The 13,307-nt window shown below is 69.0% G+C and carries 13 protein-coding genes; 6 read left to right on the top strand and 7 right to left on the bottom strand.

Annotated features, from left to right (window positions below):
* Positions 1-707 (bottom strand): helix-hairpin-helix domain-containing protein (locus VKH46_02235; protein HKB69631.1); only part of this gene is annotated, 707 nt, incomplete at its 3' end.
* Between the two features lie 242 nt (positions 708-949).
* On the opposite strand from VKH46_02235, the gene mscL reads away from it, so the two are divergent.
* The gene (gene mscL / locus VKH46_02240) at positions 950-1,357 is read left to right on the top strand and encodes a large conductance mechanosensitive channel protein MscL (GenBank protein HKB69632.1); all 408 of its coding nucleotides are present in this window, start codon (positions 950-952) and stop codon (positions 1,355-1,357) included.
* 85 nt (positions 1,358-1,442) lie between these two features.
* Positions 1,443-2,177, top strand: coding sequence for a DUF481 domain-containing protein (locus tag VKH46_02245; GenBank protein ID HKB69633.1), 735 nt, complete (start codon positions 1,443-1,445; stop codon positions 2,175-2,177).
* Positions 2,178-2,357: 180 nt separating this feature from the next.
* Here the strand turns inward: VKH46_02245 and VKH46_02250 are convergent, their stop codons facing one another.
* From VKH46_02250 to VKH46_02265, 4 genes are all read right to left on the bottom strand, one after another.
* On the bottom strand, positions 2,358-4,568 hold the full coding sequence (locus VKH46_02250) for a UvrD-helicase domain-containing protein (protein HKB69634.1): 2,211 nt from the start codon (positions 4,566-4,568) through the stop codon (positions 2,358-2,360).
* A gap of 163 nt (positions 4,569-4,731) precedes the next feature.
* Entirely contained in the window at positions 4,732-6,558 is a 1,827-nt protein-coding gene (gene glmS / locus VKH46_02255; protein ID HKB69635.1) for a glutamine--fructose-6-phosphate transaminase (isomerizing), read from the bottom strand.
* Between the two features lie 406 nt (positions 6,559-6,964).
* Positions 6,965-8,275 (bottom strand): bifunctional UDP-N-acetylglucosamine diphosphorylase/glucosamine-1-phosphate N-acetyltransferase GlmU, encoded by a 1,311-nt coding sequence (gene glmU / locus VKH46_02260; protein HKB69636.1) that lies wholly within the window; start codon positions 8,273-8,275, stop codon positions 6,965-6,967.
* A 54-nt stretch (positions 8,276-8,329) separates the two neighbouring features.
* Positions 8,330-9,004, bottom strand: coding sequence for a hypothetical protein (locus VKH46_02265; GenBank protein HKB69637.1), 675 nt, complete (start codon positions 9,002-9,004; stop codon positions 8,330-8,332).
* A gap of 157 nt (positions 9,005-9,161) precedes the next feature.
* Between VKH46_02265 and VKH46_02270 the strand changes: the two genes are divergently transcribed.
* Positions 9,162-9,446, top strand: coding sequence for a hypothetical protein (locus VKH46_02270; protein HKB69638.1), 285 nt, complete (start codon positions 9,162-9,164; stop codon positions 9,444-9,446).
* A 456-nt stretch (positions 9,447-9,902) separates the two neighbouring features.
* Positions 9,903-10,169, top strand: a complete 267-nt coding sequence (locus tag VKH46_02275; protein ID HKB69639.1) for a 4Fe-4S binding protein — start codon at positions 9,903-9,905, stop codon at positions 10,167-10,169.
* A gap of 156 nt (positions 10,170-10,325) precedes the next feature.
* On the opposite strand, the gene VKH46_02280 is transcribed toward VKH46_02275, so the two are convergent.
* Positions 10,326-11,075 carry a dienelactone hydrolase family protein gene (locus VKH46_02280; GenBank protein HKB69640.1) on the bottom strand — a complete coding sequence of 250 codons (750 nt, stop codon included), beginning with the start codon at positions 11,073-11,075 and terminating at the stop codon, positions 10,326-10,328.
* 68 nt (positions 11,076-11,143) lie between these two features.
* Here VKH46_02280 and VKH46_02285 point away from each other — a divergent pair, with 68 nt between their 5' ends.
* On the top strand, positions 11,144-11,659 hold the full coding sequence (locus VKH46_02285) for a SprT-like domain-containing protein (protein HKB69641.1): 516 nt from the start codon (positions 11,144-11,146) through the stop codon (positions 11,657-11,659).
* A complete protein-coding gene (locus VKH46_02290) occupies positions 11,656-12,510 on the top strand; it encodes a DMT family transporter (protein ID HKB69642.1) in 855 nt (284 codons plus the stop codon). Before VKH46_02285 ends, VKH46_02290 begins: the two co-directional genes overlap by 4 nt.
* A gap of 239 nt (positions 12,511-12,749) precedes the next feature.
* Here VKH46_02290 and VKH46_02295 read toward each other — a convergent pair.
* Positions 12,750-13,307: SPASM domain-containing protein (locus VKH46_02295; GenBank protein HKB69643.1), on the bottom strand; the 558-nt coding region annotated here is incomplete at its 5' end.

Consider the following 13,307-nt stretch of genomic DNA (forward strand, 5'->3'; position numbering starts at 1 on the left):
GGGCGGCCCGCAACGATCTTCTTCGCCGTCGCCGCGCCGATACCGGGAAGCGCCTCGAGCTCCTTCTGCGAGGCGGTGTTCAAGTCGACCGCGCCCGAGGGAGCCGCGGGCGCCGTCGCCCTGCCGGCCCTCGTCGGAAGCGCCGTGGCGGCGCCTCCGACCGTCACCAGCGGGCCGAGCTTGCGGATCGCCGCCGCGCCCACTCCCGCCTTCGAGAGGTCCGCGACCGACGAATAGGGGCGGCCCGCAACGATCTTCTTCGCCGTCGCCGCGCCGATACCGGGAAGCGCCTCGAGCTCCTTCTGCGAGGCGGTGTTCAGGTCGACGGGGCCCGCCGGCGCCGCCGGCGCCGCCGCCCTCGCCTTCATCGGCTTCTCCGCTGAAGCGGCCCTCGGAAGCGCCGCGGCGCCCCCCACCGTCACGAGCGGTGACAGCTTCTGAACGGTCTTGGCGGACACACCCGCGCGGGACAGCTCCGCCACGGACGAATAGGGGCGCCCGGCGATGATCTTCTTCGCCGTCGCCGCGCCCACGCCGGGAAGCGCCTCGAGCTCGGCCTGCGACGCCGAGTTGATGTCCACGCGGCCGGCCGCCGGCGATTTCGCCGCTCCCTCCGCCTTCGTCCGCGCCCCGGCGGAAAGCGGCGCGAGCAGCACGATCGCCGCCAGCGCCGCGAGGAGGGTCATGCCCTTCCGGATCTGTCTCATCGCGTTCTCCACTCTCTCCGGCCGACGAAATTCGTCGGGCGGAATTTCCGATGGTCGGCCATGCCCGGGACCCGTCGAGCCCGGGCCGGGCCGAAAGGATCGTAGGCCCCGATCCGTCGCTCCGCCATGGGCAACTTTACCCATGCGTCGCGCCGAACGATCCATATACTTCACTTGCCCCGTCCGCCGGCTCAGCCTCCCCGGCGGAAATAGCTCGACGATCGAGGAGAAAGGGTCGCGAAATGATCAAGGACTTCAAGGAATTCCTCCTCAAGCAGAACGCGATCGCGCTGGCGATCGGCGTCATCATCGGCGCCGCGATCGGCAAGGTGGTGGGCGCCATCGCGGACGACATCATCAATCCGATCATCGGCCTGCTCCTCCCCGCCGGCGACTGGCGCAACGCGAAGATCGTGCTTTCCCGCGCGACGGACGCCGCCGGAAAAGTCACCGAGAACTCGATCGCCTACGGCGACCTGATCGGCAGACTCGTCGATTTCGTGATCATCGCTTTCGTCGTCTACATGATCACGAAGGCCTTCCTGCCGAAGCCGGGACAGCCGACGACGAAAGAGTGTCCCGAGTGCAAGGAGATCATCCCGAAGGACGCCCGCCGCTGCAAGGCGTGCGCGCAGCCGCAACCCGCGTGAGCGCGGGTTCACCGTTCCGTCGTCGGTTTCCGGGACCGCCGCTGGCATCGTTCATGAATTCCGGGCCCAACCGGGAGGAGACCGCATGAAAATCGGCCCGGGTACGTTCGCCATGATCTTCCTTCTCGCGGCCGGCGCCGCGTTCGCCGAAGAGCCCCCCGCAGGCCCGCCGCCGGTCTGGTCCGGGAAGGCCGAAGCCTCTTACGTGTCGACGACCGGCAACACCGACGTCCAGACGATCGGGGCGGGCCTCGAGGTCGATTTCAAGAAGGACGTCTGGAACGGCCTCGCGAAGGGAACGTTCGTCCAGGGGAAGACGGACGGCGTGACGACGGCGCGATCGATCGCGGGCGAGCTGCGCGCTGCCCGCAACCTCACGCCGCGATTCGAGCTCTTCGTGCAGGACGACTATTTCAAGAACGAATTCGCGGGCATCGACCAGCGTCTCTCCACACTCGGAGGCGCGGCGTACTCGGTCGTCAAGACGCCGGCGCAGGAGCTGAAACTCCAGGCCGGCGCCGGCTACACGAGGGAACGGCGAGTCGTCGGCGCGGACAAGTCCTTCGGAACCGGCCAGGCCGGCCTCCTCTATAAGTGGAAGGTCTCGTCGACGACCGACCTTTCGGAAGAATTCTCGTACGTCGAGAGCTTCAAGGACTCGAGCGACTGGCGGATCACGAACACGCTCTCGGTGAGTGTGGCGATCAACAAGATCTTCTCCCTGAAGGCGTCGCACAACCTCGCGTACCTGAACGAGCCGGTGCCCGGATTCGGCAAGACGGACACGATCACCTCGATCGCTCTCGTCGCGAAATTCTGAGGATCATCCCCGTCATCCTGAGCGAGGCGAAGGACCTGCTCCCGCGGGCAGATCCTTCGTCGCTTCGCTCCTCAGGATGACGGAGCGGTCGTATCCTCAGGACCGAAGAATTTCGCCGCCCCGCACGAGCGGCCCCGGGTTCCCTCCGGAAATCCGGTCCCACTGTCCCCGGTTCGAGGCCTACCCCGGCGTCAGGTTCGCGAACTTCGCGACGAACTTCTTCTTTCCGGCCCGGTCGAAGAAGACCGTCAGCCGCGCCTCCTCGCCCGAGCCCTCCTGCTGGAGGATGACGCCGGGACCGTAGGTCGGGTGACGGACGCGGGCTCCCCGGGCGAACCCGGCAAGCGTCCCGGGAACGGGAGCGCGCCGCCGCGCGACCGAGATCGGAGGCGGACGCCGGGGCGCCAGACGCGTGCGCTCCGGCGCTTCCCAGCGGAACCCGGCTTCGGCCTCGTCGCCGGAAAAGAGCGCCGCCGCCGGCGCCGCATCCTCGATCCGGGCGACGTCTTCGGGGAGCTCCTCGGCAAACCGCGAGGCCTGCCGCGCGCGCGTCTCGCCGTAGAGCATTCGCTGGCGGGCGAGAGTGAGCGTGAGATGCCGGCGCGCTCGCGTCATCCCGACGTACAGGAGCCGCCGCTCCTCCTCGATCTCCTCTTCCGATCCCGCGCTCTGGACGTGGGGGAGGAATCCTTCCTCGAGCCCCGCCACGTACACGTCGGAGAACTCGAGTCCCTTGGCCGAATGGAGGGTCATCAGCGTCACGGCGCCCGACGGCCTCGGCGCGTCGGCGTCGGTCGCGAGCGAAACGGCGTCGAGGAAGCCCCGCACGGTCGCGGCCTCCCCTTCGCGCCGCTCGTATTCGCGGGCCGCCGAGACGAGCTCGATCAGGTTCTCCCGGCGGGCGACGTCCTCCCGCTCCTCGGAGGCGGCGTACATCGCGCGGTACCCCGATTGCTCGAGCACGAGCTCGAGCAGGTCCGCGGGCGAGAGCTCCTGCGCCCTCGCGCCGGCGGCCGCCACGATGCCGCGGAACCGGTCGAGCGCGATGCGCGCGCGGTCGGTGATCCCGGGCGCATCCGCCGACGCCTCGAAAAGCGAGACGCCGCGCTCCCGGGCCGCGGCGGCCAGCCGCTCGAGCGTCACGCCGCCGATCCCGCGAGCGGGAACGTTGACGACCCGCCGGAACGCGAGGTCGTCGTTCGGGTCGAGGGCGAGCCGGTAGTAGGCGATCGCGTCCTTGACCTCCGCCCGTTCGTAGAACTTCATTCCCCCGATCACCACGTACGGAACGTTCTGGCGCATCAGCTCGTCCTCGAACGAGCGCGACTGGGCATTGACGCGGAAAAGCACCGCGAACTCCGACAGCGGCCGCTCGGCGCGGCGGATCTCCGAGATGACCCATTCCGCCTCGTAGCGGTCGTCGCGGAACGCCCGCAGCTCGACCGGCTGGCCGGGAGCGCCCTCCGAGACGAGCGTCTTGGGGCGTCGCCTCCGATTGTGCGCGACGACGGCCGCCGCCGCTTCCAGGATCTTCGCGGTCGACCGGTAGTTGCGGGTCAGCGCGACGACGCGGGCGCCCGGAAAGTCCTCCTCGAACCGCAGGATGTGCTCGACGCGGGCGCCGCGCCACGCGTAGATCGACTGGTCCTCGTCGCCGACCGCGCAGAGCGAGCGCGCCGACTGGCCGAGCAGCTTGATGAGCGAGTCCTGCGCCGCGTTCGTGTCCTGGTATTCGTCGACGAGGAGATGCTCGATCCGCGCCCGCTCCCGGTCTCGAAGCGCGTCGGAAGCCTTCAGCTCCCGGACCGGCACGGCGATCAGGTCGTCGAAGTCGAACGCGTTGGCCGCGCGCAGCTTCTTCTCGTAGCGCGCGTAGACGTCGGCGATCCTCGTCCCCGCGAAGTCGTCCTCCTCCGCCGCGAACCTCTCGGAGGACCGCGCCGCGGACTTCGACGCGGAGATTCGCGCGTGGACGGAGCCGGGCGGAAACGTCTGCTCCGACAGCCCGAGCTCCCCCATCGCCTCCCGCACGATCGAGAGCTGGTCGGCGGTGTCCGCGATCGCGAAATTCGCGGTGCGTCCCTCCGCGCCCCCGATGCGGCGCAGGAAGCGCAGGCCCCATGAATGGAACGTGCCGACGAAGGACGGAAGGCGGCCGCCGACGAGCGCGGCGACGCGCTCCCGCATCTCCTCGGCCGCCTTGTTCGTGAAGGTCACGGCGACGATCCGGCGGGGGTCGGCGCCTTCGGCAACGAGACGCGCGAGGCGCCGGGTCACGACGCGCGTCTTCCCCGACCCGGCCCCGGCGAGCACGAGCATCGGCCCTTCTCCCGCGAGCACGGCTTCCCGCTGCTCGGGGTTGAGGTTTTCGAGGAGAGATTCACCCGCCATGGAGTTCGGCATTATTCACGAGAGCGGCCGGATTCCCAAGAGGTCGTCGATCTCGCTGGCGCGGGCGAGTCAGGCGGCGCGAGAGCGTCCGCCTCAACTCGCCCGTGAGGCCGTCGAGCGGGGCCGCAGGCGTCCGCTCCAAGTGCCGGAGAAGCCTGACCGCTTACTCCACCGTAACGCTTTTTGCGAGATTCCGCGGCTGGTCGACGTCGCACCCGAGGATGACCGCGACGTGATAGGCGAAGAGCTGGAGCGGAATGACGGAGAGGATCGGCTGGAGCTCGGGGATCGTCTCCGGGATCTCGATCACGTCGTCGGCGAGCTCCTCGATCTCCCCGTCGACCCGGGTCGTGACGACGATCGCGCGCGCGTCCCTCGACTTGACCTCGCGGAGGTTCGAAAGGGTCTTTTCGCGCCACGCGTCGCGGGGCGCGAGAACCACCACCGGCATCTCCTCGGAGATGAGCGCGATCGGCCCGTGCTTCATCTCCCCCGCCGGATATCCCTCGGCGTGGATGTAGGAGATCTCCTTGAGCTTCAGCGCTCCTTCGAGAGCGATCGGGTAGTGCGTGCCCCGCCCGAGGTAGAGGAAATCGCGGAAATGGCACAGCTTCCGCGCGAGCGCCTCGAGCTGGGGCTCCTTGTGGATCGTCTTCTCCATCAGCCCGGGGAGCTGCGCGAGAGCAGCCGTCTCCTCGCGGCTGAGCCCCGCCCGGATCCCGCGCACTTCCCGCAGCCGCGCCGCGATCAGGAAGAACACGAGGAGCTGCGTCGTGAACGCCTTCGTCGAGGCGACGCCGATCTCCGGCCCCGCGTGCGTCGGCCAGACGGCTTCGGCCATCCGGGCGATCTGGGAGCCGGGCACGTTCACGATCGCTCCGATCGAGGCGCCCTGTCGGCGCGCTTCCTGGAGGGCGGCGACCGTGTCCGCGGTCTCCCCCGACTGCGACACGCCGATCGCGAGCGTCGCCTCCGAGACGACCGGCGCGCGGTAGCGGAACTCGCTCCCGTAGTCGACCTCCACCGGAATCCGCGCCATGCGCTCGATCAGGAACTTCCCGACGAGGCTCGCGTGCCACGACGTTCCGCAGGCCAGGAGCAGCACACGGTCGATGCGCGCGGCGCGTTCGACCGAGAGGAGCGGGTCGTCGAACTCGAGCGCGCCCGTCTCGAGCGAGACCTTCCCTCCCATGCTCTCCGCGACCGCGACGGGCTGCTCGTGGATCTCCTTCGCCATGAAATGGAGGTACCCCGACTTCTCCGCCGAGACCGCGTCCCACGCGAGGACGCGCACCGGGCGCTCCGCCTCGTTGCCGTCGGCGTCCATGATCCGGATCGAGCCGGCGTCGATGCGGGCGACGTCGCCGTCCTCGAGGAAGATCACCTGCCGCGTCCAGGGCAGCACCGCGGTCGCGTCGGACGCGACGAAGTTCTCCCCTTCCCCTTTTCCGAGGACGATCGGCGGTCCCGACCGGGCGGCGACGAGGACGCCCGGCTCGTCGACGGAGGAGACGACGACCGCGTACGCGCCGACGAGCGTCTGCCGCGCCTCGCGGACGGCCGCAAACAGGTCGCCGCGGTAGCAGCGCTCCACCTCGTGCGCAAACACTTCGGTGTCGGTATCCGAGAGGAAGACGTGCCCCTGGCTCTTCAGCAGGCTCTTGCGCTCGGCGAAGTTCTCGATGATCCCGTTGTGGATGACCGCGATGCGGCGATTGCCGGAGAGGTGAGGATGCGCGTTCCTCTCGATCGGCTTCCCGTGCGTCGCCCAGCGCGTGTGGCCGATCCCCGTCGTTCCCGGCGGCATGTTCCCGTCGAGCTTCTCGACGAGGGCGCCGAGCTTTCCTTCGGCGCGGGCGATGAAGAACTTCCCCTCGTCGAGGACGGCGATTCCGGCCGAGTCGTAGCCGCGGTATTCGAGCCTCCGCAGACCGTCGAGCAAAACGGGCGCGGCCTCGCGGCCTCCGACGTAACCGACGATCCCGCACATTACACGTCGCCTTCGCGACTCTCGCGGAGCTCGGATCGCGAAGGCTCCCGCATCGCAGACCTCCTCCGCTCGGTGGCTCGCGCACTGGCGTGCACGGCGATCGGCGCGCGCGGCTCTGACGCGCCCGCCGCTTCGCGCCGGCGACTCTCGTCGCGCGCTGGATACCCTTCGCGGAGACTTTCCGCGATGCGGCCTCTCGCGGCTCGGGCTCCCGCCCTCGACGGCGCAACCGGGGCCCCCTGAGACCAGAAGGGCGCCCAAGTCCACCGTTGCGTCGAAATTGCCGATATCTCCATTTTCGCCGTCGTCATCGCAAAAAGAATGCCCGTCCCATTGTTCCCGAAAGGCCGCGAGGCGGCAAGGCGAACCGTGGCGGAAAGGGGGCGGGACCGGGGCTCCGCCGCCTCTATTTCGCCTTCTTCTTCCTTCTCGCCTCGGCCCAGCCGTCGATGTTCCTCTGCGCCTCGCGGGAGATCGCGAGCGCCCCAGGAGGCACGCTCTTCGTGATCGTCGATCCCGCGCCGACGTAGGCTCCGTCGCCGATCTCGACGGGCGCCACGAGCTGCGTGTCGCTGCCGATGAACGCCCCCCGTCCGATGCGGGTGAAGTTCTTCTTCTCGCCGTCGTAGTTGCAGGTGATCGTGCCGGCGCCGATGTTGGCGTCCTCGCCGACCTCCGTGTCGCCGAGATACGAGAGGTGAGACGCTTTGGCGCCCCTCTTCAGGTGCGCCTTCTTCGTCTCGACGAAGTTCCCCACGCGCACGTCCTCGTCGAGCACGGTTCCGGGCCGAAGGCGCGCGAACGGCCCGACCGTCGTGCGCCGCCCCACGACGGAGTCGTTCAGGTCGCAGAACGACTTGATCTCGCACCCCTCGGCGAGCCGGGTCCGCCCCTCCAGCACGACGAAGGGATGGATCACGACGTCGCGGGCGGCGGACACGTAGGGGCCCACGAGCGTCGACTCCGGGTCGAGCAGGGTCGCGCCCTGGTCGATCAGCCGCTCGGCGCCGCGCCGCCGCTCGACCGCGTCGGCGAACGCGAGCTCCCGCCGTGAATTGACCCCCATCGCTTCGCGGTGGTCCGGGATCTCGATCGCTTCGACGGCCGCCTTCGCCCGGACGAGCGCGGTGACGGCGTCGGTGAGGTAATACTCGCCGGCGGCGTTGTCGTCGCGGAGGCCGCGCAGCCCTCGGGCGAGCGCGGCTCGGTCGAAACAGTAGATCCCGGCGTTGATCTCGCCGATCTTGCGCTGTGCCGCCGTCGCGTCGCGCACCTCGACGATGGCCGAGAAGCGGCCGCTGCGCCGCACGATGCGGCCGAGCGCGCCGGGGTCGTCGGGCCGCGCGGAAAAGAGCGCCGCCGCCGCGCGGCTGCGCCGGAAGTGGTCGAGGAGGAGGCGCAGGGAGTCGGCGGTGATGAGCGGCGTGTCGCCGGAGAGGACGAGCACGGGCCCCGCGCCCTCCCCGAGGAGCGGGAGAGCGCGCGCGACCGCGTCGCCCGTGCCGCGCGGCGGGTCCTGGATCGCGATGCGGACCCGCGGCCGGCCGGCGACGTGAGGCTCGACCTGCTCGCGGCCGTGGCCCGCGACGACGACGATCCGCTCGGGCTCGAGCTTCTCGGCCTCGTCGAGGACCGCGTCGAGCATGGCGCGGCCCGCGACGCGGTGCAGCACCTTCGGGAGATCGGAATTCATCCGGGTCCCAGCGCCGGCGGCCATGACGATCACCGACGGAGGAGGGGGCGGGGAGACCGGGGACTTCTTCAGGGGCCCTTACGCCGTCGCCGCGGTCAGCTTCTGGAAGAGGGCGGACTCCCGGAGCGGCTCGAAATCGGAATCCCGCCGGGCAAGCGTGCGGCTTCCTTCGTCCTCGATGATCGCCTGCTCGAGCGCCTCGAGGGCGCTCTCCGCCTCGTTCAACTGCGCGTAGCAGCACGCCAGGAGATAGGGGACCTTCCCGTCGCCGTTCTTCCGCGACGATTTCTTCAGCTGCTCGATCGCGGCCTGGAAGTTCTTGCGGTTCTTCTCCACGAGCGCGGCGTAATAGACGTCCTCGGCGTCTCCGGCGGGACGGGCGGCGGCCTTCGTCTGACGCTGGCAGACCGCGAGGTAGAGGCGCGCCCGGTCGGCGAGCTCCCGCTCGTCGCCGAACCCTTCGATCACGGCGCGGAAGTGTTTCTCCGCCTCCTCGTACTTCTTCTTCTGGAGCGCGGCGGCGCCCTTCTCGTATTCCTTTCGCGCCGCTTCCGAGTGCTTGAACATCTCGCGGAAGGAAGCGGGGGGCTTCCCGTTGCCGGAGGGCTCGGCGGCTCGGAGGCCGAGCTTCTCGATCTTCGCCTCCACCTCCTCGACGCGCGCTTCGAGGCGGTCGGCCAGCGATTGAATGTCCATCTTGCCGGCGTTGTCTCGAAGGAACCGAAGATCCGTTTCAGACCAGCGTTTCGTCATGTCGCCTCCGTCGGCCGAGTTGTAAAAACGAGGAATGGTACGAGCGCCCGCCCGGCCTGTCAAGGGAGAGCCGGGCGCGGCGATCGCTCGCCGCCCGCGCTGTTCCGGGGAATTTCGTCCAGCCGGACGGCGTTGAACGGAATCAGGAGCAAAGACCGTGAAAAAGAGCGCGACCGCCCTCTCCGCCCTGCTGTTCGCGGCCGTGCCGCTCGTCGCGGCCGCGGCCGAGAAGACCGTGACCGCCAACGGCGTCGTGGAGAGCTATTCCGCCGTCGAGCACGCGTTTTCCGTGAAGACGGACACCGGCGCGACCGTCCGGTTCGTCTGGACGAAGGAGACGAAGTTCAACGGCGTCGTCGCCAACGGCGCCCGCGTGACCGTTCGCTACACGCCCCAGCCCGGCGGCCCGAACGTCGCGCAGACCGTCGGCGTCCTCAAGTAGGACCGGCGCCCCGGAGTAGAGTCTCCGCGTGACGCCTCGCGCGGCCCGGCTCTTCGAGGACTACGCGCAGGCGCATCGCTCTGGATTTCGCGCAAGGCGATCGGCCGAAACCCGCAGGTCCCCGCCTCGCCCGCCCTCGAATCCGATCTTCCAGCAGGCTGCTGAAAAACGAATCCGGGCGGCGTGTCACGAGTCTTGCCGATCGTTCGCAGGACGGCGCGGCACTCCAACGCGACGAGGCCGGGCGCCGGATCTTTACAACGCGCGAACGGCAAGACTCGCGCCACCAGAAGGTTGCGGCGGCGCGGGCTCGCCTGCTTCGTTGCCGCGCCTGGACGATGCGGCCGGCATCGCCTTCGGCGCGGCGTCTTGCATTCGAGCCCGCGGCGCTCGCAACCCCGCCACGGACCCTTTTTCAGCAACCTGCTAGAATCCGGCGCCGGAGGAAATTTTCCGATGGGTATGTACATCATCGCCGAGCCGTGCATCGGGACGAAGGACACCGCCTGCGTCGACGTCTGCCCGGTCGACTGCATTCATCCGCGCAAGGACGAGGCCGGCTTCGAGGCCGCCGAGATGCTCTACATCGATCCCGACACGTGCATTCAGTGCGGCAACTGCGAGCCCGCCTGCCCCGTGACGGCGATCTTCACCGAGGAAACCATCCCGGAAAAGTGGAAGCACTACCAGCAGATCAACGCCGACTGGTACAAGAACAAGTAGAGCGCGCCGCGCGCATTCCCATGCGCGCACAGCGCTCTATCCCGGGCGACGCGAAGCGGAGACCCGGGATCCACACGAGAGCCCGCCCGGACCTCCCGGGCGGCGCGAAGCGAAGCGACGACCCGGGATCTTCCGGCCGGCCGCGTCGTCCTCCGTCTACCCCTTCTTCAGCATCTTCGCGAGAAAGGCATTCGTTCGCGCGTCCGCGTCCCGTGCCGCGACGGGACGGTAGACCTTCGGGTCGGGGTTCGACGCGAAACCGTGGCCCGCGCCCGGGTAGATCTTGAAGTCGATGGTCTTCCCGGCGGCGCGCGCTTCCTTCTCGAACGCCTCGACCATCGACGGCGGGATCCCCTGGTCCTCCGCGCCGAAGTTTCCGAGGAGCGGCGCGTGGATCTTCGCGATCGTCTTCGGATCCGTGACGAGCCTCCCGTAGTTGATCACGCACGCGGCGAGGTTCGGCTCCTCGATCGCGGCCTGGAGCGAATAGCCTCCCCCCATGCACCACCCGATCGAGCCGATCCGCGAGGCGTCGACGTCGGGACGCTGCGAGAGATAGCGGAACGCGGCATCGAGGTCGCGAGCCGCGCGGTCCTCGGGCAGTCCGCGCATCAGCTGGTGAGCGACGTCGGCGTCGTTGCCCGCGCTCTTGCCCCGGTAGAGGTCGACCGCGAGGGCCACGTATCCGTCGCGGCTGAAACGCTCCGTCTTCCCGCGCACCCAGTCGTTGAGTCCCCACCACTCGTGGACGACGATGAGCGCGGGGTGCTTGCCCGTGCCCGGCGGCAGCGCGAGATAACCGGAGACGGTCTCGTCGCCGCTCTTGTACGAGACCATGGAGCCTCCCCAGGAGCTCGCCGACAGGAGCAGAACCGCCGCGGCCCAGAGTCCGATCGTCTTTTTCAAGTCCCACCTCCCGGAACGGAATTCTACGGCCGCGAGGTCCGTCCTCTGTCGTAGAATCCGGAAAGCGGATGCCGGAACAACCTTCCCTCTTCCCGGTCGACCTCGACGAGCGTATGCGTCTCCAGCAGATCTACGACGGTCTCGCGGAACGCTTCGGGCTCCACCCGGCGCGCGTCCGGATCTCGCGGCGCAAGCTCACCGGCGGCCATATCACCTACGGGCCCCCGCACTCGATCGTCATCTCCGCGCACCTCTCCGAGAAGGACAAGATCGCGACGCTCAAGCACGAAGCGGCGCACGCCTACTGCTTCCGGTCGCACGGACCGGACGAGGCGCACTCGCCGAAGTTCTGGAAGGTCGCGCGCGCGTTCGGCGCCCATCGCCGGCACGCGCCGGAGACCGTCGCCTTGAACGAGTTCCGGAAAAAGCGGGAGATCGTCTACCGGTGCGAGTCGTGCCGCGCGTACTTTCGCCGGATCCGCCCGTTCCGGCGGGCGATGCTGTGCGCCGCCTGCCACCGCAAGGGGAAGTCCGCGCGCCTGCGCCGCGTCCGCACGCGCCCCTCCGCCGAAAAGCCGAAGTGACCCGCGAGCGCCGGGGCGCCCTGCAGGTCGCCGCGGCCGCGATCCTCTGGTCGACGGGGGGCCTCGCGATCAAGGCCGTCGCCCTGCCGCCGCTCGCGATCGTGTTCCACCGCGCGTGGATCGCCTCGATCGTGCTGTTTGTCCTGCTGCGCCCGAAAAGGACGCGCCCGACGCCGACGCTCGCCGCCTCCGTCGTCGTTTACGCCGGCATGGTGATCACGTTCGTCGTCGCGACGAAATGGACGACGGCCGCCAACGCGATCTTCCTGCAGGACTCCGGGATCGTCTGGGTTCTCCTGCTCTCGCCGCTGATCGCCCGCGACGCGATCCACGGCCGTGACGTCGCGGCGGCGTCTGCGTGTCTGGCGGGAATGACGCTCTTCTTCGTCGGCCGCCTGTCGCCGCACGGCATGGCCGGAAACGCCGTGGCGCTGCTCTCGGGCGCGTTCTACGCCGTCACCGTTCTCCTGCTCCGGCGCCAGCGCGGGAGCGCCTCGCAATGGACCGCGATCTTCGGAAACGCTCTCGGCGCCCTCTGCGCCGTGCCGTTCGTTTCCCGGCCCTTCGCGGTTCCGATCCGGGATTTCGCGATCCTCGTGTTCCTCGGCGTCGTCCAGATCGGATGCGCGTACGCGCTCTTCGTCAAGGGCCTCGAGGCGATCACGGCGGCCGAGGCGTCGATCATCTCGCTGCTCGAACCGGTGCTGAACCCGATCTGGGTCTTTCTCGGGATCGGAGAGCGGCCCACGGCGTTCGCGATCGCCGGGGCGGGCATCGTGCTCGGCGCGATCGTCTGGCGCACGGTCGCGACCGGGACTTCGCCGACGGGCGGCGTGCCCACGCCCGATTAGCAGGCGCGGCGATACATCGAGCCGGGCAGGCGCGTGCCGAGGTCAAAAGCACGAGTCGGGAGAGCGCGGAACGCGTGTATCGGACGCTCCGAATTTCGATCTGAAAGGGCGTCGTGGCGCATCGAGGCGCGCGTCCGGCGGGATGCGGGCCGGCCGGCCCGCGGGTGCGGCGTACCGGCGGCGTACGTTGAGCCCGCGGGCGGCTGGCACGCGCCCGCCCGGCTCGATGCATCGATGCGCTAGCCCTTCGCGGCGTTGAGGAACCGCCGCAGCGGATCCTTGATGTAGGACGGGAGCTTCTGGGCGAGCATCCAGACCCGATCGGTCACGGGAGGCGCCGCGGCGGGATTCTTGAAGCACTCGGCGCACCGGGGCAGCTTCGAGAAGTCGTGCCGGTTGAAGCCGTCCTCGATGACGTCGAGCGTGGGCGACGCCGCGATCTCGCGGATCGTCTGCGTCTTCACGTTGCCGAGCGACTGCGTGGCGTCGTAGTCGTAGCAGCAGTGGGAGACCTCGCCGCTCGCGAGGATGACGAACCATTGGTACGGCGTTCCCTGGAAGCAGCCGTAATACGCCTGGTGGAGCTCGGTCACCTCCGACGTATCGAGGCCTTCGCAAGTTTTTTGGGTCACGCGCGCCTGGGGATACTTGTCGAGCTCGAAGAACTCCTCGAAATCGCGGTTCTTCTCGCGCTGCGTCAGGGGGGTCAGCATTCGCTGGATCTCGACACGGATCCTCTTCCCCTTCGAGAGCTCCAGGAACTTCCGGATGTTATCGGCGACCTGCGAAAACTTCCC

The organism is Thermoanaerobaculia bacterium (assembly GCA_035260525.1).
In the GTDB taxonomy this organism is placed as follows: domain Bacteria; phylum Acidobacteriota; class Thermoanaerobaculia; order UBA5066; family DATFVB01; genus DATFVB01.